The organism is Nitrosopumilus zosterae (assembly GCF_025998175.1).
Taxonomy (GTDB): Archaea; Thermoproteota; Nitrososphaeria; order Nitrososphaerales; family Nitrosopumilaceae; genus Nitrosopumilus; species Nitrosopumilus zosterae.
On the sequence record NZ_AP026695.1, the window covers coordinates 299,981 to 323,395 of the forward strand.

Sequence of the window (23,415 nt, forward strand, 5' to 3'; positions counted from 1 at the left end):
TGTGATTGGAGATATCAGTGTTATTCAGAAATTTATCTTTATTCCTAAAGACTGTTATTTAGTCTGAAATCATTTCTTGATTTTTATGCTTTCTATATTTCTTGAACAAAATAGTGGCTGAAATCAATGTTGCAGCTAATCCTCCCAACAAAGGTGGAATCAAAGTAAATGAACTTTCTTCATAAATCATAATGTTGGTGAATTGTGCTACTGTTGGATATAATGAAATTAGAACTATGATTCTTAAGCTATCACTAATTTGTCTTGGAATTCCTCCTATCCAATTACTAAGCAATGTACCTGCAAAAATTGCTCCCATACCAATCCATAAAATTGGTAATGCTCCAACAACAAATTGTCCAATTATCATCTTGTCTGTAATCTTTGAAATTAATTGTGTATCTGCTTCAATTAATTCTGAATCCACAGAATTGATTCCAGCAGGAACCGATGAAAGTATCAATAATATTCCTGCAACCATTGTAAACATTCTGATAAAACCCATCGGAGTTGGTTTTGACCAATTTGATAATGCTCTATCTATATCAAATGCTCTGATCAAAAATGCTCCTCCTAAAATACTCACAAGTACTGCAAATATTTCTGCAGTATATCCAAATGCAGTTGCAATTCCACCAATTAACAAAAGAATTCCGGGAACTCCCAAAAAGAATTTGGAATATTTTGAATCATAAGCAAGCATTTTTAGATATTTTCCAAAAACTGCATAGGAATATTCTACACTTCTACTTACTTTCATCACAACTCGTTGGACTGATACTACTGGTAGAACATTTTGTATTACTGGAATTACACTTTCGTCATCTTCTCCGTCAGAAACTATGACTGCTCCATTTGCAGAAAAATTCTCTAAAACCTTTCTTGTCTCAGCTAATATTTTTTCATCTGCTTGAACTCCTCTATCTTTAACTCCTGCAACAGTTATTACTTCAACTTGGTATCCCTTACTGATCAAATCTTCATATGTCTTTATTGCTGCAAAAATTGAATTTGAATCCGCATCTTCAGGATCTTCCAATGCTAATCTCTGAGCTGCCTCTATACATGCATCTCTGCCTATAACCGGTGTAGCAATCCTAGCTTTTTCTCCTACATCATTATCTCTATCAATACAAATAACAAGTAGTCTATTTGCTGCTGACGCATTAACATCTTTTTCCACCTTGTCGGATTGCTGAGACATTCTATTTCTATTAGAGAATTACTTTTTAACGATTTCCAACCACTCTGATTAGTAAAATTGGGTTTTGAGCCTAATTCGGTCTTTGCTCTTCGGAATTTCTTGCATAATCAAGAGATTCTTTTTTCAATGATTCTATTTTTTCTATGACTTCATCTATTTCAGCATCTGTGCTTCCTTTTTCAATTAAATTAGCTAATACCTTGGTTTCATCAATATAGGACTTGAATTTTTTCATTGCGTTCATGTAGCTAATGTAGCTATCTTGCCATATTTCTGGAGGTTTTGATGTTACAAATTCACTAATTTGAGATGTTACTTGTGATGAAGTGACTTCTGCTACTACAATATAGTCTCGTGGAGAAATTTCGCCATTACGGAGGTTTTGATATTCAATTTCTATTGATTCTTGCAGTACTTCATGGATGTTCTTTACACCATTAAGATACCCCTCATAATCAGATACTACAAAAGTTGTTTCACCCTCTGGCGGAACTAACCACAACAAAAAACTGGCACCAGTAATTGCAGCTAAAATTATGACCGTTATTACAATCCCTTTTTTTGATGCCATTTTGTAATTTTATGGTCAGGGTGTTTATAATTGGTAATAATTTAAAAAATTATAATTTACATACAAACATTTGAAAAAACAATACTATTGTACTGAATTTCGCAGATTTTTTTTATAAATTGGTTATATTAAATGAATTTTTTAATAATTTTTACTTTTTACAGTCCAAAAAAATTACGTGTATCCAGTCTATAGTTAAATAAATTTTACAGCCTCTTCCTAAATACCCGTAAGATTGACAAATTTTAGAATGGTTCAAGCATATTGCGTAAAATGCAGAGCAAAAAGGGATATCAAAGATCCCAAAGAAACTAAACTAAAGAATGGACGTCCAGCTGTAAAAGGCACATGTCCTACTTGTGGAACTAATGTATTCCGTATTGGCGCAATGCCAAAATAATAACTTCTAACAAAAGTCCACTCGAATTCTCTTTTTCAAAACCAATATAGAGTCTAGTATACATTGTCATTTATTGACTAAAGCAGAATATGAAAAACTACTCAAACGTATTCAGGACAAATTAGGTGATAATAATGAAGATTCTTCGACTAGGTTTGAACTTCCTATTGTAGATGTAATGTGGGAAGGACAAAAAACTTTTCTTCGTAATTTTTCAGAATTTCCAAAGGTTCTTCGCAGAGATCCTGATAAAGTTCTCCAATATCTCTCAAAAGAATTTGCAGTTCCTGCTGAAAGACTTGGTGATAAAGCGATGTTTGTAGGACGGCGAGCTCCTGACGATTTTACAAGATTATTTCAAATTTATGTTAAAGATTACCTTGAATGTCCTACATGTAAAAGTCCAGATACTAAAATCCTTAAAGAAAATCGCATCTCATTTTTAATTTGTGAAGCATGTGGTGCAAAGTCTACTTTGAAGGGTAAATATGCGTAATGCAGTTCTCAGTACGTGTAACTGAGTATCAAAAAAATATGATGCTCAATATTTGTGATGCTGAATTGTTAGGGAAAAAAATTATTCAGGATGAATTAAACATCCATATCAGCGAAAGCTATTATGGTCAACGATTTGTTGAAAAAGACGAAGCGATTAATTTGCTAAAACAATCTTCGATTATAAACATGGTCGGAAAAGAAACAATTTCATTGTCTATTAATCTTGGAGTAGGTTCTGAAAATGGAGTTAAAACAATTTCTGGCGTTCCATTTCTGATCGTTTTTAATATGTAATGTTCTGAAGATTTGATTTTTGATTCTTGTTTATTTTTTTACAAAGGAAATCTCTTTTATCTAGTCTTTTCAATAATACTCATTGTCCAATGATATGAATTCTGATGATGTAATGTCTGATGATTTACTTTTTGATGATTTGAGTAGAAAGATAGAATCCAAGGTTGATAAAAAATTAATTTTTAAATCTAAACGAGGAGGTCTGAAGGACGGATTCAAAAAAGGTAAAGTGATCAATGAAGTTTTGGATAAACCAACTGTCATGACTCTTTACAAAATGATCACGGATCATGTTATTGCATATGTTAATGGAGCTATAAGTGCTGGAAAAGAATCAGTTCTTTTTTGGGGTGTTGATGGAAATGATGTTAATGTAGCATTAAAAATTTATTTGGTTAGTACATCAAATTTTAAAAAACGTGAACCATACATACTTGGTGATCCAAGATTTTCTCATATCAAAAAAGGTACAAAAAATTTAGTTTATCTATGGGCAAAAAAGGAATTTCGTAACTTATCTCAATGCTATGAGGCTGGAATTCCAGTTCCAAGACCGCTTTACCTTGTAAAAAATATCCTGATGATGGAATTTATAGGTCAAGATGGCGCTCCATCCAAATTATTACTATATTCAGAAGTTGATGAAGATGATTATCATAAAGCAATTTGTATCATTAAGGATCTTTACAATAAAGCAAAGTTGGTCCACGGTGATTTTTCAGAATATAATATTTTTAAAACGGAAAATGGATTAGTAGTTTTTGATCTAGGTTCTGGAGTTGATCTTAGACATCCAAATGCACAAGAATTTCTTAAAAGAGATATTAATAACATTACAAAATTCTTCCATAAAAGAGGAATTTCTGTTGAAGATCCAATTAAATTATTTGAGGAAATTGTACAATGAGTTTTGAAAAATTAATTCGTATTCCAAATGATAGAATTGCTGTTTTAATTGGAAAATCGGGTAATGTGAAATCAAAAATTGAATCTATATGTCATGTTTCTTTAGACATTGATGGTGAAACTGGTGAAGTTTTTATTAAATCTCAAGGTGATGTAGAAAAAATTCAACCATTCAAAGCAATGGAAATTGTTACAGCTATTGGTAGAGGTTTTTCACCAGAAAATGCTATGACTTTATTGCAAGGTGAAAATGCATTGCATGTAATTGATCTTAGAGAATTTGCTGGAAAATCTAATGCCAATGTTGAAAGGATAAAAGGGAGGATCATTGGAGAAGGTGGTAGAGCTAGACGAAATATGGAAAATCTTAGTGGTACTCATATCTCAGTTTATGGAAAAACTGTTTCAATTATTGGTGATTCAAGTAAATTACGATTAGCTGTGGATGCGATATCTTCTATTTCAAGTGGAAGTATGCATGGAGCAGTTTATACAAAATTAGAAGCTGCAAATCGAAGAGATAAACAAGAAAAAATGAAATTATGGGAAGATCAAGATGTCTTTGATTAAAGAAAAATTTAACCAAATTTCACCTAGTGAATTCTTTTACAGTAACCGTGATTTAGCCGGATTTAGCAATCCTACGCGCTCTCTCTACACTGCAGTAAGAGAATTTGTTGAAAATGCATTAGATGCCTGTGATCAAAAAGGAATTCTTCCAGATGTTCATTTAATTATCAAGGCTGTAGATCCTGAAAAATCTGACCCAAAACCATACATTTTGACTGTAAAAGATAACGGGCCTGGAATAGATCCTGAACACATTCCACTTGCATTTGGTACTGTATTGTATGGTTCCAAATTTGGACTTAAACAGGCAAGAGGTATGTTTGGACTTGGTGCAACTATGGCAATTCTGTATGGACAAATTACAACTAACAAACCTGTTACTGTGAAAAGTTCTGTAGATGGAAGCACTCAAGATGAATTTGAATTATTATTGGATATTCAAAAAAACAAACCTGTGATTGTAAAGCACACCACAAAAGAAGTTTCAAAGAAAGGTCTTTCAGTGAGCATTTGTTTAGAAGGTGATTATTCTAAAGCAGGAAACAAAATCAGAGACTATGTTTATGAAACTTCTTTGATTACTCCTTATGCATCAATAACTTTTGATGATCCTAAAGGGGAAAAATTCTCTCATCCACGATTTGTAAAAGACATCCCTCCACCTCCAACAATAATTAGACCTCATCCTCATGGAATTGATGTAGAAAGAATAAGAAGAATGATTGTCGAATCTCAATTTGAAATTCCAAATATTGATGACGCAATGATTGAAAAAGTACGAAAAGATCTAGGATTATCGGTGAAAAATCTTAGCTTTACTGCTATTATGGATAAGGCAAAGAAAAAATGGAAAACTTTGTCACGTCAAGTTAGAGTAGTTATTGCTTTGATGTCATTTCTAAAAATGGATTTTGAAAAACTAAACAAAATAAAAATTGAAGATATTGATATGCCTAACAAAAAATTATTTTATTGGGATTTTGGTGATTCACAATCAAAATCTGTAGACATGGATCCTGAAAGTTCCTATTTCAAACAATTAACTAATACGGTTCAAGGCGAACCTTTGACTACATTTTTGACTAAAAGATTTCAAAGAATAGGTCCTACTACTGCACTCAAATTTGCAGAATTTGCTGGATTCAAACCTGAAAAGCGAATGGGTACTATGACCAATCAAGAATTAGTTAACCTGAGTGACTCTCTTCAAAAATTTGACGATTTTCTTGCACCTGATCCAAGCTGTCTTGCTCCTTTAGGAGAAGGACCTTTAGAGAAAGGAATACAGAAATTTTTTAATCCTGACTTTGCTGCTGTAGTTCAACGTCCTGCATCTGCATATTCTGGATTTCCTTTCATAATTGAGATGGGAATTGCCTATGGTGGCGATATTAAAACTGGTGGACCACATGTTTACAGATATGCAAACAGAATTCCGTTGCTCTATGATGAAGGTAGTGATGTAGTACTCAAAGTTGTTAATGACACTGACTGGGGTAGATACAAGGTTAAAGGAGATCCTCCATTCATAATTGTGTCTCATATTTGCTCTACTAGAATTCCATACAAGACTGCAGGAAAAGAAAATGTTGCTGATAGACCTGAAATAGAAAGAGAGCTCAGATTGGGATTACAATACCTGTCCAGAAAATTAGCTGCATACATGTCTAAAAGAGGACAAGCTGATATGGCAAAAAAGCGAGCAAATCTTTATGCAAAATATATTCCTTTAATTGCAACTTTTGCCACAGAATTAGCAGGGAAGAAAAAAGAACCTAATTTTAAAAAAATATTGGAAAATGAAAATATTGAATCTAAGAAAACAATAGATGAGGAAAATGAAGTTGAAAACTAATAAAGAAAAAAATAAGATAAAAGATCGGAGTAAAAAAGCTGATGAAAAACAAAAGAATATCCTTGAGATGCTTAAAAGTCATGGTGCCAAAATATATGAAGATCTAGAAAACGGACAATTTCCAAAATTCTCCATTCCAAGTAGATCTGTGAGCAACATTGTTTATGATAAAAATCTGAGACAATATATTTTGGGAAATAATTCTGCAATTAGAAGTTCCAGAAATTCCTCTCAATTAAGATCTTTTACACAATTGATGTGGCTTGCATTCTTTGCAAATAGATTAACTCAAGAAAAAAAATCATCTACTTTGAGAGATGTTTATTATTCATCACAAGCATTTGCAATTGAATTTGAAGATCAATCAGAATCGGATAACATTATAGTAGATTTGGAAGCAGTCACCTCAAAACCTAGAGAAGATTTTCACATATTCCCTGAAGAGAGAAGCTCCATTTTTGGTGATTTGAATATTGAGTATACAATTCCTGGATATGAAGGAAAAACCATGAACTTGTCAAATCATCCTGATGGTTATTCTATTGGTCCAAGTTTGACAACTGCAGAATTAGTTGATACAAGTGCTGAAATTGTAATTGCTATTGAAAAAGGTGGTCTTTTTACACGATTTGTTGAAGAACAAATTGATAAAAAATTCAAATCCATTATTATCAATACAGGCGGTCAGGCCCCTCGTTCAACTAGAACTTTACTAAAAAGACTTCATGAAGAAATGGGCTTACCTGTAATTGTTCTTACAGATGGAGACGTGTATGGAGAACATATTGCTATGGTTATAAAATCTGGTTCTGCAAATGCAGCACATCTAAGAGAGCTTACAGTTCCTGATGCAAAATGGGTGGGAGTATGGGCTACTGATATTGAAAAATATAAACTCCCTACGATTCCTATGACTGAATCTGACATAAAGCGATGTTATGATTTACAAAAAGATCCTAGATATGAAGATGGTATTTGGAAAAAAGAGCTTGATGTATTTTTAAGATTGAAAAGAAAGGCAGAATTAGAGGCTTTCTCAAAATACGGTCTTACAAATATTACTGAAAAATATCTTCCACAAAAATTAGAACTAGCAAAAAGTCTTTAATTATTTTATTCTCAGTGTCAAGACACCGTTTCTATATTTGAAATCAAATATCTGCATCTCATTTGCACCTTCTATTGGAACCTCCTTTGAAAATCCTGCAGTTCCACGAATGTATAAAATTCCATCAACTAATCTAACTGCAATTTTGTCTTCAGGTCCTGGGACTTCAGCTACAAAAACAAATTCTCCTTCACCTTTGATCAAATCGTAAACCCAATTCTTTGTTTCTTGTTCTCTTGCTTGAGTGTATAGTGGTTTTTGATCTTTTGTCATTTTCTTTAAAACTCTGACCCAATAAAACATAGTTAAAGCTGCTGCACCAATTAAAATAAAACTCACAAACCCTGAATCAGCTCTTTGTGTCATGATATAGATTATTCCTAAAAACAGAATTACGATAATTGGTATTACAAAATTTAATGACTGCTCATTTGAATATGCTCCCTTATAACTTGCCAAACAGTAAAAATTTGGGTTTACCAAATATAAAGTATCTTTGGTATTGAGACAACCATGTCTTTTATTTGTACTTTAATTGTATTATACTCATGGAAATACATCCTGACGAAATTGTTAAGTCAAAAAATAATGCCTCAGAATTATTCTGTCCTTCTATGAGATCAGAAGATCCCATCTATAGTTCAAATTGTAAAGAAAGTGATTTTTTGATCTTTTAATAACTAGTTTATTTTATTATAATAACAACATGAAAACATCATTCCTAGCAATTTTTGTAGTTGCTGTTTTGTTGACAGGAACCATTGCAGGCCCTATTGGGTTAATTCAATCTGCAGATGCTCTAAAAAGTAAAGGAAATTCTGCAAGTGCAATTAACTCCAAAAAAGTTTGTGGAGATAGACTTTGTTCTGAACCTCCAAAAAATGAGGTAAAATCTTCTGATAAAACAAAAGAAGAAATAAAATCTGAAAAGAAAACAGAATCTGCTACAAAAGCACAAGAAGCTCCAAAAAAGGACGCAAAATCTGAGACAATGGAAAAAGCCCAAGAAATAGCTACATTGAAAGTTCCCAAGACTGTTACTGGTGTGATTACTTCAGTACAAGATCCTGGACAAGGACATGAAAATCATCAACTTGCTATACTTTTGCCACCTAGTGACAAAGTATATCGTGGATATGTCTCTTTTACTGCGACTGAAAATGTTCAACTAGTTGCGTTACACGGTCCACTAAAAGCAGGTATGGATAAAGGACAAGCAATTTGGACAACTGATGGTAAAACAAAATTTGGTCTAACATTTGTAGATAAAGAAAGCTCTACTGGTGTTTGGCAATTTACGGGAAATGCAGTAGCACTTCATACAAAAAATACTGAACCATTCACTGTGAGTTATTCAATAACTTACACAGAACAAATTGTAGATGGTCAAAAAGTATTCAGAAGCACTATGACCTCAGTACAAGATCCTGGAATCGGACATGAAAATCATCAGCTTGCGTTATTGTTGGCCCCAAGAGACAAAGCCTATTCAGGATATTTGACATATGATGCATCTGAACCTGTTCAGATTGTGACCTTGATAGGACCGTTATCTCAAGGAGAACTTAGAGGATTGCCCTCATGGACTCCTGATGGTGAAACATTCTTTGCATTGTCGATTGTTCCTACAAAAGCTTCAGGCTCAGTACAGTTTTCGGGAAATGCAATAGCACTTCATACAACAAATACTGAACCATTCACTGTAAGCTACTCTCTGGTGCTTACAAAGTAATTTTTTTTATATGAGTAAAAATTATTACAAATATGAATTTTCTTACAATTTCACTAATGGCTATCTTGGTAACTGGTGTTATTGCCCCTTCATTACAGTATTCTAATGCTGATGTATTGCCACCCAACCATCAAGTGGATATCGGAATTTCAACAGAAGATGTTGTATGTGATAGTGGTTTGTATAAAGTCATACGTGCTGCAAATAGTTCCATAGCATGCGTTAAAGCAAAAAATGTCTTAAAACTCATTGCTAATGGATGGGCAACTACTGTTGACAAGGAACCTATTGATGAAGAGGTACTTAACACAATAATTAATAGAAAAAGTATTGATCTTGCCCAAATCAACATTCTTGAAACTGTTGCACTAAAGACACAAACTGGTACTGCCGCTTCTGGAAAATCAGTATCTAACTATGACGTTATTTTTGAGATCTGTGCTTATACTCCCATTTATGCTCCTGATGTCAATGTTGCTTCTGACAGTGAAACCAAACACTATGAATTAGCAAATTTGATTGATGCTGATTCATGTGTGATTAGTGTAACAAAAATAAAAGCAACTGATCCAACTTCTATCAAAATTATTTTGCTAAACAAAGGAGATATCTCTGAAAAAGTTGTAATGCTTCAAAATGAACTTGATTCATTAAAAGAACAATTGACAACTATTAGATCATCACTCAAAGTCACTGATCCTGATTCACAAAAACAAGGAGTCAAAATCGCTGAACTCCGAAAACAAATTAATGATAAACGTGAACAGCTTCACAGAACCTTATTTGCTATTCATTTACCTTCCACGGCAAAAGATAAAATTGGTGAAATGACATTCTCAGGAAACGTTATTGAAGGAAATTCTGCAAGTGTGTTGTCTGTTTTAAATGCAACACAGACCCCTGGTCTTTATGATGCTATATTTGAGGTATGTGCAGGATCAACTACAATAAAACTTCCAGTAATCAAAGTAACTTCTGATAAACAATCTCAAACCATAAAGATGGGTGATAAGATATCTGCAAACTCTTGCCAAATGACTTCTGTAAAAATAGAGGCAAATGACAAATCTACAATATCTGTAACTCCTGCTGGAAATGCTGATTCATCAAACAAAGCATCTGACTTGGAAGTACGAATTAATAGTTTACAAGCATCAATGATACAAGAAAAACAAACTCTAAAATCATTAATTCATAATCCTGATAGGCCTGAAAACTTTGTAGAACTAGTTGATACACATGTAATCAAAATTATAGAGTTGAGAAATCAACTAATTCTTGCAAAGGCAGAATTTAGCAAGATTATGTATCAAACCTATAACTAGTATCAATAAAATAATTCTTACGCTCTCTTATTACACTACTTGGTTTTTGTTTCAATCTTGTCGATGTTTTCTTTACTAGTAAAGCAGGCACGTTGGTGTTGCATTACATAATTTGAGATCCAACCAAAAATCAGATATTTTAACGTACTATGTATTTATAATAATAAGATTAGATGCTGTTTTTTACTATTTTAGAGGCTCATTTCTATGTACAATCAGTTGTTTTGTAAGATATGATCTGTATCAAATATACTGATTGATTTTTTGATATTTCTACTAGTATTGATATACTGAAAATTCCTTTTCTCACATAATAGAAATATGATTGAAGCCTGAACGTCAATTTCACCAATAAACTTTCCACAAACAGAACATTTTACCTGTTTCTTGTCATAAATATTCATTTAATCTAATATTGGACATATTTTTATTTATTTTATATTAAGCTCTACTCTTGAAATTATCATTTTTTATGAACATGATGTTATAATTATCTAAAACATAGATAGTATATGACCTATGAAGTTTTAGTGACTTGTAATGATGGAAAACGAAATTATGCAATTCAAAGATTGAAAGAATTTCATGACATAAAGAATATACAGCAAAGAAAAAATCCGAACGAAGTTTTAGCACAAGTAAAATCTGATGATAAGAACTATGTGATGGCAAATATAGTTCAAAGAATTCAAGACATAGATGGAATTTCTGGTACATCTGTTTTACCATTTGTCTAAAACAAAATTATTTTTTATTTTGTAATTTTGCTAAATTTTATTGAGTTTGCATAAATTTTTTCTGATGTGTTTATTATTTAATTGTGTAAAATTGTTCATGATTAATGGCAACAAAAAAACGATCAGCTACTAGAAAAGCAAAAAGATCTGTAAGAAAAGCTGCAAAAACAACTAAAAGAACAGCAGCCAAAGCAAAGAAAACTGTTAGAAAAGCAAAAAAAACCGTAAGAAAAGCTACAAGAACAGTTAGCAAGGCAAAGAGGAGAGCACAACTAGTAGCAAATAAGAGAAAACGGGATCTTCAGAAAGCAAATACTAAAGTCAAAAGTATGAAGAAGGCCCTAAGAAATGCAGAAAAGACTGCTAGAAAACAAAAATCGACATATCAAAAGGCTCTGAAAAGAGCAACCCAAACCAAATAATTTCTCTCTTTTTTATTTTTAATTACATTGAAACTCGACAATACTAAGAAATCCTATTTGAGCATAATTTTTTAGGAAATGTTGAATAGTTTTTTTGCATTTTTAAACATAAAATTATCTCTGAACTCTTTTTTGATATTTAATTTAGCTACAAAATTAAGATATGAGTCCATTGAACTAATTGGCCAATCTGTTCCGTATAATAAATAACGTGGTTCTCCTGCATAGTTTATCAATTCTGCAACTTTCTCCTTCATCATCTTTTCAAAAAAATGATCAAAAGAACCTACTACCAGACCTGAAACATCTGCATAGACATTTTTATTTTTGTAAATGACCTCTTGTGCATCTTGAATCCAAGGGTTTCCTAAATGACACATGACTATTTTTAGTTCAGGATTGTCCACTGCAACTTCATCAAGATTTAATGGTCTTGCAAAACGAAGTTTACCTTTTTCAGAGTATGTGTCACCTGTGTGAAACATTGCAGGTATTCCAAATTCTACACATATGTCATATACTTTTTGATATTTTTCATCATATGGATAATAGTGTTCATAACCAGAATAAATTTTCAAAGCTTTAATTTTTCCATTTTTAATCAGTTCTCTATATTCTCTTAGATCTTCTTCTGTATGATTATCAATTGTAAATCCTGCTGCGACTCCAAGATTATCATATTTCTTTATGGCCTCAATGATTTGTTTTGTAGATGGTCTTTTAGAATTTACTTTATATGATGATAAAATTATGGCATAATCTACATTATTCCCATTCATTTCGTTTTGCAGTTCTTCAATTCTGTCATCTAAGGATGAAACGTTTTGTAATAATTCATACTGGTTGACGTGAACGTGGCAATCAATGATCATTTTTTTCTATAAAATTTGGATTTTTCCATTCAATAAAAGTTGCATAGTTTAATGAGCGTGGGTCTTTCATATAATTTGGCAAAATTTTGATGAATTTGAATTTGTTTCGAAATTGAAAAAGTAATACAGGCTCTTTGATTTCATGCAGCTTAACTTTTTGTACATATTCTAATGGAGACATATTTTTTGCATGTTCACAATAATTGAGTATTCTGCCACCGGCAATGATTCTACGCAAATTAAGTTTTGTAGCAAGATTCTTTCTTGCGTTATACAGTTTTGTAGCAATTCCTAATCTTCTATAGTCGGGATGTGATGATATATCTGCACCATACAATGTATCTCCTCTGGGATCGTGATTTTCGAAGAAACTATTTCCACACACAGACATCCATGTATGCTCTTTGTATTCTGGATGAAGTGTAATTATTAAACTACTGCAAGAACCTACAATTTTTTCTTTGTATTCTGCTACAAACTGTCCTTCTGGGAAAACTTGAAGATGCATCTTCAAATGTTTTGGTTTCCAGTAAATTCCCTTTGAAGCTATGGATGGAAAAGCTATCTTTTGTAACTCTACGATTTGAGGAATGTCTTTTTCTTCCATTTGCCTAACTATGACTGTATGTTTTTTTCCAGAATTCATTTTAAATCATTATTTGAAAATATGAAAAACATTTTTAATAATATTGTTAAGATTTTACTTGAATTTTAATGACACTCATTGGATCTTTTTTTGTTTATTATTGGTTCTTTGATTTTTATTACCATTTTTCAAAATTGCATCGTTGACTGGGGATGAATCATCTAAAATTTCAATTCGTGAAATTGTATTGAAAGGAACTATTATTGCCTTGATTGTCACTATTCCATCGCTTTCTACATTTGTTCTGATATGGGTTCTTCTTGATGATTTATTTTTAGGAGTAATATTGGGTGCTTTTGTTCATTTTATTGCTATGGGATTCTCTTTAAAAATTTCTAAGAAAATACTAGTCAAAAAATAGATGAATAGATCATTTATTTCATCGTAATTCATTTTCAAAATGATGGATTTATCTAGAATTGAAAATGATCTGATTTCTGAAATCAAATTAGATCCAATTCAAGCTAAAACATATCTGTTGGTTACCTGCTTTGGAAAAATGTCTCCTGCAAAAATTGCTGAAAAATTAAACATATCTGTGGAAGATGCAAAAAAGGCATCTAGGGATTTAATAACTCTTGGAGCTTTTATTGATATTACTGACACCGAATTTGAAGCAATGCATCCAAGGTTCACTGCAGTTAATATGTACAGAAGAATGTGTGAGCGAGAAAATATTCCCTTTGGTCGAAACAAAATTGTTGATACTATAGGAGTAATTTTAGAAAAATCCTACGATGATGCAAGAACTAAATAATACTAATAATGGATGACCAACATTGAGTGTTGACACAGAAACTTGTAAACATCAGCCGGTTTACTTTGGAGTAGTAAACATCAACATAGATGAGAGAACCATCGGATCTGTCGATGTTTGGAGATGTGGAGTTTGCAAGAAACGATTTTGTGAAGAAAAGCAATTGGGAATTGAAGAAATAGCAGATCTGGTAGGAATGCCAAAAATTGACCCTGATGCAAAATGGGCAGTTACTATATGCAAATTACAACAAGGCAAATACAAATGGAAATTAGTAAGACTAACTGAAAACGGAGAAATAAAACATGAATGTCTTGACGAACAAATAATCCCACTCAAAATAAACAATTTCAAAATTGAAGATGATAAGCATTGGAGCTTTTTAATTGACGATAATATTAACAAGGCAGTAGAAATTTAATTTCTAAAATGGATCTTAAAGTTCACATCAATAATATTCATGGAAGCCAGATGGCTGCAAAAATTACTGGGAAATTTACTGTAGATGGTAATGAATTTCGTTTTAATGCAATTGCATTTGGTAGAATAGGCGGGCAAAATATTGGTGCAAAGCTTTCAAAAAATACCGAGAAAGAATTAGAAAAATTAGGATATGATGTTGAAGAAGTTATTTTGGTGCTTCAGAAAAACTTACTCCAAGGAGATTTGACACTTCCAGAGGGTCTTAAAAAAGAATCATTTGTTGATGACTAAAATTCTGCTTCTTCTAATGCCTTAGCACAAGAACAATTTCTAGTTTTAGGAATTTGTTCAATTAATTCTGTCAGTACTTTCTTTGTTTTCTCTACATTCTTTGATAGTGTTTCTAACACTTCTTTTGCAGTAACTGGCTTTTCAGCCCATACATCATAATCTGTCACTGTTGAAATTGATGCATAACACATTTGTGCTTCTCGTGCTAATTGACATTCTGGAACCAAAGTCATTCCAATAATATCTGCTCCTGTTGTTCTGTAGAATTTAGATTCTGCTTTCGTTGAAAACCTAGGGCCCTCAATGCAGACATAAGTGCAATCTTTGTGCATTTTCAAATCCTCATTGTCTGTAACCTTCAGAATTGATGCTTGTAATTCCGGACAAAAAGGATCTGCAACTGAAATGTGGATTACTTTTCCTTCTTCTGAAAATGAACCATTTCGAGATTTTGTAAAGTCTAAAAATTGTGATGGTAGTGCAAAATGTCCTGGCTCTACTTCTTCTTTGAGACTTCCAACTGCAGAAGGTGCAATAATTCTTGTAATTCCTAATTCTTTGAATGCCCAAATGTTTGCTTTAAAATTTATCATGTGTGGGGGAATTGTGTGTTTTTTTCCATGTCTGGGAAGAAAAGCAATTTTTCTTCCATTGAAAATACCGACAGTTATGGTATCTGAAGGTTTACCATATGGTGTATCAATATCAATTTCTTGTGGATTTTCAAGTAGTCCTGAATCATAAATACCGGTTCCTCCAAAAATTCCAATCTCTACATCTTTTTCCATTAATATTTCACCAATGATTTGCAATTGTAACTGCTAATTCCTTTCATTCCGTTTAATTCTGTTAGTTCTATGATGAATGCAAATCCTGAGACTTTACCGCCAACTTTTTCAATTAATTTTGCAGATGCTTTTGCAGTACCGCCTGTAGCTAGTAAATCGTCACAGATGAGAACTCTTTGACCTTTCTCAATAATGTCTTTTTGAATTTCTATGGTGTCTTTTCCGTATTCAATTGTGTATGATAATTTGACTGTTTTTCCAGGCAATTTACCTGCTTTTCTAATCATCATCATACCTTTGTTATATCGTGAGGCCAAAATACATGCAAGAATGAATCCGCGTGATTCAATTCCTGCAAAGACATCTATGTCTTTAGTATGAAAATATTTGGAAAATTCATCTGCAATTTCTGTTAATGCAGATGGATCTTTCAAGATTGGACTAAAATCTCTAAATAAAATGCCTTTTTTAGGAAAATTTGGGTATTCTGCTATTTTGTCTTTTAAGTTCATGAGAATCTACTTTTTAGGTGAAATAAAATTGTTTGATACTATTTGATTTCAAAAGTACTTTGAGCAGTATTGAATGCATCTTTTGCAGTTATTGTATATATTCCTGGTTCCATATCTTTAGGAATTTTCCATGGTTGTTTAATCTCCCCTGAACTTGTTGATGGAAATTCTAATTTTTCAATTATTTTACCATCGTCTGAGATCATTTCAATTTTCACAGTTTGTGCTGCTCCAATAACTTGAATAGTCAAAAAATCGTTCACCCCATCTAATTTTGGATTGTTTGAAACTGATATTATCATGCCCTCTTGTTCGATATTTTTCACTTTCATTTCCACATCATCAAAATTTGATCCACTTTTTGCATGAATCTTCCATGTTCCTGTTTTCGCATCAGAAGGAATTCTGAATACTTCTTCGGAAATTCTTCCCTCTTTGTCTGAAAATGATTCTCTGACCTTGATTTCCTTTCCATCTGGATCAAACATAGTTATTGTTAGAAGAACGTTGGGGCTAGTAGTTCCTAAAATCAAAATTGGATCTCCTGGTTGATATTCTGTTTTTGTGGTGTTGATGTCTATTTCACCGGATCCTACTTGCAGACCAACTGCAAAAATCTCTGTACTTTTGGTACTTCCTTTACTGACAACAGCTGAATACACTCCTGATGTAAATCCCTTCAAATTTAGAGAATGAGATCCTCTTCCATCAGGTTGTAGCTTTATGGATATTGTTTCTCCTTTTGGTTTATCTGCAGGATCAATAATTAACAAACTAACCACTTCTGATGCTTTTCCTGTAATTGAAATTGTTGCTGTTTCAGTAGATTTGTAACTCAATTTATCAAATTCAATATTCACTGGAATTGTAGGCAATTGCCCTAATCCTACAAAAATAAATTCCTTACTTTTTTCTTGTGTTGCAATCAATGTGTATGTTCCTTCTGCTGTGTTTTGAGTAGTTGGAAACTCAAATTCTACCAAACCTGACTCATCAATTTCAAAAATATCTGAGAATATCTCATTTCCAAGAGGATCTTCTAAAGTTAGTTCTATTGGTTTGTTTGGTAAAGCCGTTCCATTAAATGCCATAGTTTGCCCTGGATCAAATTTCAAACTAGTGGGTGTGATGATTACTACTTTATCTGATTCAACTGCCCAACTGATCGTTTCTTCTTCTCTTCCATCTGAAATAATGCCCGTGTATTTCCCAAATGGTCTGTCTACTGGGACAATGAGGGGTTCTAGTTCCCAATTTCCTTTATTATCAATTTCCGTTGCTCTTGTTCTAATTTGTTCACCGTTTGGTCCAATAATTTCCAACGTAATTGGATTACCTGGCTTTCCAGTTCCAAAAATCTCCAAAAACTCTCCTCTATGAACTACATTTGGAACTCCTTGTATTGTTAGTTTGACATTCCCCTCTACAATTCTATTTTCTATTTCATTAATTCTTAAACTGAGTTTCTTCTCTTCACCTTTTTTATCCTTAACAATGAAATCTACTCTGTCTGCTTTCTGTTCTTTTGGTATTTTCATTGAAGTCATAAAATGTCCGTCTTTATCTGTCTCAAAACTTCCAATCTTCATCGAGTTAATGTAAAAATCAAATTCTTGAGATGCTCCGAATTTATCGCCTGTGACTCTAATCGATGAACCTACGTTTGGTTCTTTTGGTACTATTCTAAAGGATGACTCTGCAGAAATACTGATACTGGTATTTCCTTCTTGATTCTTTGGATTTTCACTTAGTAAAGATAGTTCTTTTGGCAATACTTTTCCGGTGTCTATTTGTTTATCTTCGCTATCTAATGCTTTCCAATTTATCCCAGCGTTTACTTTGTCTGTTTTAACACCAAACTTCACTGATTCTCCCTTTTTGATAGGTTCTGATGATGTAAACACAATTACTCCTTGTGGTGTCTTTTCTCCTACCCATCCTTTTTCAGTTTTAAAAGATTTGAAACTAAAATCACTCCCAAGCCAAATCCTAAACGTATTGACATTCTCATTTTGCTCATTTGTTAATTCAATAATTGTTGTCTCCTCTAGTGCAACACTGTTCACATTAATTTCTGCATAAGCTGGAATTACTACTGCTACTGAAAGTAATAATGCAATTGAAAGGATCATTCCTCTCATTGAGGATTTATTCATGCTGATCAGATTATCCATCTCTCTCTTAAACCTTAAAGACTTTTTCCTACTTTGCTATTTCTTAGTTCAGTATATGTCATGAGCAAACTTCTTAAATCTCAAGCTTTGGCTTTTTGAAATTTACTTGGGTCTGGCTTGGTTGCAATATTTTGATATTGTCTTATTCTTTCAGCAATTAGCCTGTATAATGATCTGAATTGATCCTTTGTTTTATCTGTGAGAAAATTGGTGTCCTCAAGAGCAATTTTTTCACAAATATATCTGGTAATTTCTTCATTGTCAAATTTTCCCCAGTCATCTTCTCTATGATCTTGCCATATCTTTTTCAATTTTTCTAACACTCCTTTTCCTTCTTTGGCTACTACTTCTTCAGGTGTGAGATTTGAAAATCCTTCACGCCTTAACTTTATTTCATAAGTCTGATTTACTGGATGTAGATAGTCCTCAAGTGCGATATAGTCTTCGATGGATTCTAGTTTCTTTCCTTCCTTTTCAAAGAATATGGTTTGAATCGATGAAAACTCGTTTGAAACTAACTGGGCAGAAATTTGCTTTGATTCTTCAGAATTATCCAACAATACAAATGTTCTATAGCCATGATTTCGATAAAAAATCGCTAATGGTAACACTGAATTTTTGTTATATGCTGCCACAACATTCAGAGGATTCATTGATATGTTTGGATCCTGCAAAAATTTATCGAATGCATTAAGATACATTGCATCGGACATTGTCTCTACAATAATTATTGGTCTTGAATTTGTACCGATTTCTCTGTCTACAATAGATTCTACCTGACCTCTTGATAGTCCGTACAAAATTGGTGTTAATGTTTTGTCATCTGCATTCCAATAATCATAAAAGATTCTGCTAAGGTGTTTTCTTCTGTCTAATTCTACAACAAGCAAGTTTCCTGGAGTATAATCAAATATCATAAATGGTGAATGTGTTGCATACAAAACTTGATTTGAACCTGCTAAATTTTTCAGCAAATCTGAGATTCCCATTTGTTGGGTAGGATGAAGATTTCTTGCAGGTTCGTCTAAAAGTAGTAATGCTTCTTTTAGTTCTGCTCTTTGTGTTTCGGCAGCAAAGTTTACAATAAAAGAAAATGTCCATTTGAATCCCTCTGCTCTTCTATTTAGCAATCCTGTGTTTGTTATGGTTCCATCTTTGTGAACATCTGAAATAACCACACTCATAATATTTCCTGGATTGTATCTCAAATCTACATGGATGGGATCTCCTTTCCATGCTGGATTCAGTTTGCTAGTTAATCTGTTGCTTGCAGCATTTAGAAGTTTGATGCATTTTGAAGGGCTCTCTTTTACTTCATCTAGTTCTTTCATGTCTAGTTCTGCAAGATAAAACAGATTTCTTACTGTCTCTGCCTTGTCAAACTCTTCTATGTATTCGATAGAGTCTGCCCTTTCCCCTCTTTCTTCTCTTAGAAATTCATTAAGGTTGATGTTGCCGTAGATTTTTTTGTAATCCGAAAAATAGACAAATCTTGGATGTAAATCAGATGCAATGAAATTCTCTAGGGCTGTTTTTATGCTTTCACCGCTTAGTAAATTTGAAAATTGGTTTTCAGGATTCTCGTAGATTTTTTCCCATTCTTCGATAACTTTTGGCTCCTGAATTGCAATAACGTGGAATTGATTGCTAAATTCTGCCATGCCGCTATCAAAAACTTCTTGATTCTTTGGAACCTGTCCTTCAAAGAATTTTGTATTGATTTGTATTCTGAGATGGTTTGGAATAGTGTCCAAAAATCCTAGAATCTGCCTTGTGAAATTTTCCCATGAATTAATTCCTTGACTTTCGTCTTCACTAAGTTCTATGTCTGCAAATTCGTATTGCACTTTTGGCCTTCTATTTGTTCTAATTAATTTAATTTTTTTAATTTCTGGTAAACTTGGAAATTTTTCTTTTACCAAGTCTCTTTCATGTTGATTAAGATCAAATTCTCCTTCTGCCAATCTAATCTCTTCTTTGAGCTCCTCATTCATTTCATCACAAAGATCTAATTCTGAAACCTGTTCATCTCTATTCAACAAAGTCAATGCCTGAAGTATTGTTGTTTTTCCACTTTCATTTCTTCCAACAAAGGCAGCTAAATCCCCCACTGTTATCTCTCCGGAGTCATGAATACATCGATATGCTCTTACTCTGAACTTTCTAAGTCGCATCTAGCGATATTTAGTCGCCTTCGATTTAACTCATTCGTCAAATTGATCTGAATTTTCATTTTTTGCTAAATAGATATAAGGGAATTACAGGTGGTAAAACAAAATGGTATCTAAAAAAATTTTTATTGTATTTGTTTTGCCTGTAATTTTTTCAATAGTTTTCGGCTCTGCTGTAATGAGTGATATTTTACAAAAACCTGATAGAGAATTACACCTATTGCCAATGTCTACTGGAGGACTCTCAATTCAAAACTCGTCAATTGAAATTATTGGTCTTTCCAAGCAATATTCAACCTCAGAACCTGTAGAAATTCAAATTAAAGTTCGAGATTCTTCTTTTGACTGTGGCGATCTATATGTTACAATTTATTCATCCACAAACGATGTCGTAACACAGGGTGGATACTTTGAACAATGCTTTGAAAAAGGAAGCAATATGATTCCCACTGATGATGAATTTTCCAAATCTATTGAGACTCCAGGCTCGTATGAGATAGTAGCAGAAATGGTTTCAAAACAGCTAAAGAGTGCTTCTGCAAGGGGATCATTTACTGTTAAATAGGCCATGAATTTTTCTATGATAATTAGTAACTTGAATTTAAAAAATAAGGTGATTTAATGGCAAAGAAAAAAGATACGCTCTCAGCAGAAGCAGAAAAAATAAAGGCCGAACTAGATGCATTAAAAAAGAAACAGAAAGTTCTAGACTCTTCACCATCTAAGAAAAAAACAGAACCAAAACCACCAAAGAAAAAAGCTGAAGCAAAGACTAAGAAAAAAACAGAACCAAAACCACCAAAGAAAAAAGCTGAAGCAAAGACTAAGAAAAAAACAGAACCAAAACCACCAAAGAAAAAAGCTGAAGCAAAGACTAAGAAAAAAACAGAACCAAAACCACTAAAAGAAAAAAAATTAACTAAAAAAGAATTAGAAGAAGCTAAAAAAGAAGCAGAAAAAACATTAGAAGAGGAATTAGAAGAACAACTTTCAGATGAGGAAATTGAAAACTTCCAAATTGAAAAAGTTGACATGGAAAGACTCACAAACAAAGTATGTGATATTTTAGCAGAACGCGAATCCGATGGGATGTTTCAGAGTGAGTTGTGGAAAAAACTCAAACTTACAAGTCGTGACGGTTCTCGTTTAGCATTAAAACTTGAACGAATGGGGACAATCACTAGAGAGAAACTTTTGGAGAAAGGACGCTGGACTTACAAATTAATTTTAAAGAAAACTCCAATCAGTACTCAATCAATTGAAAATGCACCTTGTTTAGTTTGTCCTGTTGAGCAAAAATGCTCACTTGAGGGTGAAATCAGTCCTCGAAACTGTCAGTTCATTGAAGATTGGGTTATTGCTGATATGAAAAAACCGGCGAAGACTAAATGAAATTAATTGATGCACGTAAGGATCATTTCCGAAGATTAGCTCATGAACAAGGTTTTCGAAGTAGAGCCGCATTCAAACTACAAGAATTGAATAAATCTTATCGCATTATTGGTCCTGGATTTTACGTGTTGGATCTTGGTTGCGCTCCTGGTGGATGGACTCAGATGGCTGTGAAATTAGCAGGAAATCAGGGTAAAGTGATGGGTGTTGATTTATCATACGTTGAAGAGATTCCTGGCGCTCATATTATTAGAGAAAATATTGAAGATGAACATGTCGTTGATGAAGTGATGACTTATTTTGGCCGTAAGGTTAACGCAGTGATCTGTGATCTTTCCCCTCAGGTTAGCGGCAATTGGTCCGTTGATCATGCTAAACAAATTTCTTTAAATTATGATTGCACCAAAATAATGGACAAAGTTTTAGCAAACAAAGGTAATGCTGTTTTCAAAGTTTTTGATGGTGAATATTCAATGGAATTCAGAGACTATGTAAAGAAAAAATTTGCTCGAATAAATCTTACAAAACCCAGCGCCAGTAGAAAACAAAGTAGTGAACTATACCTTGTTTGTTTAGGATTCATTGGATAGTCTGAAATATTTTAATAACCTCATTAATGTTTGCGTTTGTTCTGAATCCGGTTGGACTAAACGATGTGACACTAGCTACAAAATCATTTTTTTGTAAATTTAATATTGCAGATTCCAGCTTTGGTGGAGAACCTTTCATTTTTGATGCAATCTCGTCAAGTGTAAAATACGTTGCAGGCATTTCTGATTCGGCAAGACACTTTACAAGAGTTTTTTCACAAATCTTGTCTACTTCTAAATTTGGAATTTCTAATAACATCTTTTGAATAAATTCTTTGTCGAAAATTTTTCCAATCCATAGTGGTCCTGCAATACTAGTTTTTTGTTTACATAAATTGCATTCCTGTTCTTGTTCTAGTGATATTTTTCTGTGTCCGCAATTTTTACAATGTAAAATATATCCCAAGTTTTCTTCCTGATCTGGTCTGTTTAAAACTTTAACATAAGTTCTATAGTAATGCATTTCACTTTCAACAAATAATGGACTGATTTCTACCCCTAACCTTGCAGCCACTGCTCTGAGACAACCTAAAACTAATCTGATTGCTATCTCATTTCCGTATTCTGTTCTTACTGGAACTCCGCCGTATTTCCTCTTACAAGCACCCTGAAACAACCCATTTAGAACTTGAAGATCTGTTGCCGCTGTGGACAAAATTCCCCCATGCATGGTTGCTCTAATGCCACAGTCAAAATATGCTGCAGGTGAACCAAACGGATCTATGTCTACAATTGAGCCTCTTAGACCCTTTTTTGAATATTTACTCAAAAACCTACATACTTCTTTTTCAGAAAATTCGATATTTTTTAAATTATTTAGATTGGCAGAGTGTTCAGCCAGTTTTAATGCAGATGGATTTAGATCATTTATTACTATTTTTTCTATTTTTAACTCGCTTCCAACTCTTAATCCTCTAGCGCCAATTCCTGATAGTCCTTCCAAGAAAATTTTTGGCCCTTGAACATTTTTTAGGAACGCAGAATATGCAATTATTGAAAAGTCTCTGTTCAGTTTTGCTTTTGGGTTAAAGAATGCAGGTTTTTTTGGAGGAACTTTTTCCGTTATTGACTTTTTTGGCACCAACAATTTTGTTTTACCTTCAATGATTTCTTGAAAAGATTCGTCTGAAATTTCCAATTGTCTTTCAATTTTTTTTAAACTTATAACGGTTTAATA

Annotated in this window: 28 protein-coding genes; 18 read left to right on the forward strand and 10 right to left on the reverse strand. The window is 33.0% G+C overall.

What is annotated here, in order from left to right; translation table 11 throughout:
• Nucleotides 1–58: 58 nt before the first annotated feature.
• Nucleotides 59–1,204 carry a DUF373 family protein gene (locus OO712_RS01800; RefSeq protein ID WP_109876943.1) on the reverse strand — a complete coding sequence of 382 codons (1,146 nt, stop codon included), beginning with the start codon at nt 1,202–1,204 and terminating at the stop codon, nt 59–61.
• Nucleotides 1,205–1,274: 70 nt separating this feature from the next.
• Nucleotides 1,275–1,775: a hypothetical protein gene (locus tag OO712_RS01805; protein WP_109876942.1), complete on the reverse strand. Its 501-nt coding sequence runs from the start codon at nt 1,773–1,775 to the stop codon at nt 1,275–1,277.
• A gap of 250 nt (nt 1,776–2,025) precedes the next feature.
• Between OO712_RS01805 and OO712_RS01810 the strand changes: the two genes are divergently transcribed.
• The 7 genes from OO712_RS01810 to OO712_RS01840 all read left to right on the forward strand — a co-directional run bounded on the left by OO712_RS01810 (nt 2,026) and on the right by OO712_RS01840 (nt 7,406).
• Entirely contained in the window at nt 2,026–2,175 is a 150-nt protein-coding gene (locus tag OO712_RS01810; RefSeq protein ID WP_200829072.1) for a DUF5679 domain-containing protein, read from the forward strand.
• Between the two features lie 73 nt (nt 2,176–2,248).
• Nucleotides 2,249–2,671: a translation initiation factor IF-2 subunit beta gene (locus OO712_RS01815; protein ID WP_109876941.1), complete on the forward strand. Its 423-nt coding sequence runs from the start codon at nt 2,249–2,251 to the stop codon at nt 2,669–2,671.
• Nucleotides 2,671–2,967: a DUF424 domain-containing protein gene (locus tag OO712_RS01820; RefSeq protein ID WP_109876940.1), complete on the forward strand. Its 297-nt coding sequence runs from the start codon at nt 2,671–2,673 to the stop codon at nt 2,965–2,967. Before OO712_RS01815 ends, OO712_RS01820 begins: the two co-directional genes overlap by 1 nt.
• A 94-nt stretch (nt 2,968–3,061) precedes the next feature.
• Nucleotides 3,062–3,874 (forward strand): serine protein kinase RIO, encoded by an 813-nt coding sequence (locus tag OO712_RS01825; RefSeq protein ID WP_200829071.1) that lies wholly within the window; start codon nt 3,062–3,064, stop codon nt 3,872–3,874.
• Nucleotides 3,871–4,443: a KH domain-containing protein gene (locus OO712_RS01830; protein ID WP_109876939.1), complete on the forward strand. Its 573-nt coding sequence runs from the start codon at nt 3,871–3,873 to the stop codon at nt 4,441–4,443. The genes OO712_RS01825 and OO712_RS01830 overlap by 4 nt, the downstream gene beginning before the upstream one ends.
• Nucleotides 4,430–6,298 (forward strand): DNA topoisomerase VI subunit B, encoded by a 1,869-nt coding sequence (locus tag OO712_RS01835; RefSeq protein WP_109876938.1) that lies wholly within the window; start codon nt 4,430–4,432, stop codon nt 6,296–6,298. The genes OO712_RS01830 and OO712_RS01835 overlap by 14 nt, the downstream gene beginning before the upstream one ends.
• Entirely contained in the window at nt 6,282–7,406 is a 1,125-nt protein-coding gene (locus OO712_RS01840) for a DNA topoisomerase IV subunit A (RefSeq protein ID WP_109876937.1), read from the forward strand. The genes OO712_RS01835 and OO712_RS01840 overlap by 17 nt, the downstream gene beginning before the upstream one ends.
• On the opposite strand, the gene OO712_RS01845 is transcribed toward OO712_RS01840, so the two are convergent.
• Nucleotides 7,407–7,865 carry an Hsp20/alpha crystallin family protein gene (locus OO712_RS01845; RefSeq protein ID WP_109877019.1) on the reverse strand — a complete coding sequence of 153 codons (459 nt, stop codon included), beginning with the start codon at nt 7,863–7,865 and terminating at the stop codon, nt 7,407–7,409.
• Between the two features lie 247 nt (nt 7,866–8,112).
• On the opposite strand from OO712_RS01845, the gene OO712_RS01850 reads away from it, so the two are divergent.
• From OO712_RS01850 to OO712_RS01865, 4 genes are all read left to right on the forward strand, one after another.
• The gene (locus tag OO712_RS01850; RefSeq protein WP_109876936.1) at nt 8,113–9,138 is read left to right on the forward strand and encodes a hypothetical protein; all 1,026 of its coding nucleotides are present in this window, start codon (nt 8,113–8,115) and stop codon (nt 9,136–9,138) included.
• 56 nt (nt 9,139–9,194) lie between these two features.
• Nucleotides 9,195–10,463, forward strand: a complete 1,269-nt coding sequence (locus OO712_RS01855) for a WING-49 domain-containing protein (protein ID WP_109877018.1) — start codon at nt 9,195–9,197, stop codon at nt 10,461–10,463.
• 512 nt (nt 10,464–10,975) lie between these two features.
• Entirely contained in the window at nt 10,976–11,200 is a 225-nt protein-coding gene (locus OO712_RS01860) for a hypothetical protein (RefSeq protein ID WP_109876935.1), read from the forward strand.
• A gap of 104 nt (nt 11,201–11,304) precedes the next feature.
• Nucleotides 11,305–11,622, forward strand: a complete 318-nt coding sequence (locus tag OO712_RS01865) for a hypothetical protein (RefSeq protein ID WP_109876934.1) — start codon at nt 11,305–11,307, stop codon at nt 11,620–11,622.
• Nucleotides 11,623–11,693: 71 nt separating this feature from the next.
• Here OO712_RS01865 and OO712_RS01870 read toward each other — a convergent pair whose 3' ends face one another.
• Together OO712_RS01870 and OO712_RS01875 are read right to left on the reverse strand one after the other, a co-directional pair.
• The gene (locus OO712_RS01870; RefSeq protein ID WP_109876933.1) at nt 11,694–12,494 is read right to left on the reverse strand and encodes an amidohydrolase family protein; all 801 of its coding nucleotides are present in this window, start codon (nt 12,492–12,494) and stop codon (nt 11,694–11,696) included.
• Nucleotides 12,484–13,101 (reverse strand): GNAT family N-acetyltransferase, encoded by a 618-nt coding sequence (locus OO712_RS01875; RefSeq protein WP_109877017.1) that lies wholly within the window; start codon nt 13,099–13,101, stop codon nt 12,484–12,486. Before OO712_RS01875 ends, OO712_RS01870 begins: the two co-directional genes overlap by 11 nt.
• A gap of 181 nt (nt 13,102–13,282) precedes the next feature.
• Here OO712_RS01875 and OO712_RS01880 point away from each other — a divergent pair, with 181 nt between their 5' ends.
• The 4 genes from OO712_RS01880 to OO712_RS01895 are packed head-to-tail and all read left to right on the forward strand — an operon-like array spanning nt 13,283 to nt 14,611.
• Nucleotides 13,283–13,501 carry a hypothetical protein gene (locus tag OO712_RS01880; RefSeq protein ID WP_109876932.1) on the forward strand — a complete coding sequence of 73 codons (219 nt, stop codon included), beginning with the start codon at nt 13,283–13,285 and terminating at the stop codon, nt 13,499–13,501.
• Between the two features lie 42 nt (nt 13,502–13,543).
• Entirely contained in the window at nt 13,544–13,897 is a 354-nt protein-coding gene (locus OO712_RS01885; protein WP_109876931.1) for a hypothetical protein, read from the forward strand.
• Nucleotides 13,898–13,919: 22 nt separating this feature from the next.
• A complete protein-coding gene (locus OO712_RS01890; RefSeq protein ID WP_109876930.1) occupies nt 13,920–14,318 on the forward strand; it encodes a hypothetical protein in 399 nt (132 codons plus the stop codon).
• An 8-nt stretch (nt 14,319–14,326) separates the two neighbouring features.
• Nucleotides 14,327–14,611, forward strand: a complete 285-nt coding sequence (locus OO712_RS01895) for a hypothetical protein (protein ID WP_109876929.1) — start codon at nt 14,327–14,329, stop codon at nt 14,609–14,611.
• Here the strand turns inward: OO712_RS01895 and OO712_RS01900 are convergent.
• The 4 genes from OO712_RS01900 to OO712_RS01915 form a co-directional block, all read right to left on the reverse strand.
• Nucleotides 14,608–15,399, reverse strand: a complete 792-nt coding sequence (locus OO712_RS01900; protein WP_109877016.1) for an S-methyl-5'-thioadenosine phosphorylase — start codon at nt 15,397–15,399, stop codon at nt 14,608–14,610. The genes OO712_RS01895 and OO712_RS01900 overlap by 4 nt on opposite strands.
• Nucleotides 15,399–15,911 carry an adenine phosphoribosyltransferase gene (locus tag OO712_RS01905; RefSeq protein ID WP_109876928.1) on the reverse strand — a complete coding sequence of 171 codons (513 nt, stop codon included), beginning with the start codon at nt 15,909–15,911 and terminating at the stop codon, nt 15,399–15,401. The genes OO712_RS01900 and OO712_RS01905 overlap by 1 nt, the downstream gene beginning before the upstream one ends.
• Before the next feature lie 38 nt (nt 15,912–15,949).
• Nucleotides 15,950–18,067, reverse strand: a complete 2,118-nt coding sequence (locus OO712_RS01910; protein ID WP_109877015.1) for a biofilm-associated protein — start codon at nt 18,065–18,067, stop codon at nt 15,950–15,952.
• Between the two features lie 98 nt (nt 18,068–18,165).
• Nucleotides 18,166–20,259, reverse strand: a complete 2,094-nt coding sequence (locus OO712_RS01915; protein ID WP_109876927.1) for an AAA family ATPase — start codon at nt 20,257–20,259, stop codon at nt 18,166–18,168.
• A gap of 103 nt (nt 20,260–20,362) precedes the next feature.
• Between OO712_RS01915 and OO712_RS01920 the strand changes: the two genes are divergently transcribed.
• Genes OO712_RS01920 through OO712_RS01930 form a run of 3 tightly spaced genes read left to right on the forward strand, consistent with a single transcriptional unit; the run spans nt 20,363 to nt 22,238 of the window.
• Nucleotides 20,363–20,821, forward strand: coding sequence for a hypothetical protein (locus OO712_RS01920; protein WP_109876926.1), 459 nt, complete (start codon nt 20,363–20,365; stop codon nt 20,819–20,821).
• A gap of 56 nt (nt 20,822–20,877) precedes the next feature.
• Nucleotides 20,878–21,648: a helix-turn-helix transcriptional regulator gene (locus OO712_RS01925; RefSeq protein WP_264953798.1), complete on the forward strand. Its 771-nt coding sequence runs from the start codon at nt 20,878–20,880 to the stop codon at nt 21,646–21,648.
• Entirely contained in the window at nt 21,645–22,238 is a 594-nt protein-coding gene (locus OO712_RS01930; protein ID WP_109876924.1) for an RlmE family RNA methyltransferase, read from the forward strand. Before OO712_RS01925 ends, OO712_RS01930 begins: the two co-directional genes overlap by 4 nt.
• Here the strand turns inward: OO712_RS01930 and OO712_RS01935 are convergent.
• The gene (locus OO712_RS01935) at nt 22,228–23,376 is read right to left on the reverse strand and encodes a tRNA (guanine-N1)-methyltransferase (protein ID WP_109876923.1); all 1,149 of its coding nucleotides are present in this window, start codon (nt 23,374–23,376) and stop codon (nt 22,228–22,230) included. The two genes, OO712_RS01930 and OO712_RS01935, sit on opposite strands and share 11 nt — an antisense overlap.
• Nucleotides 23,377–23,415: the final 39 nt, after the last annotated feature.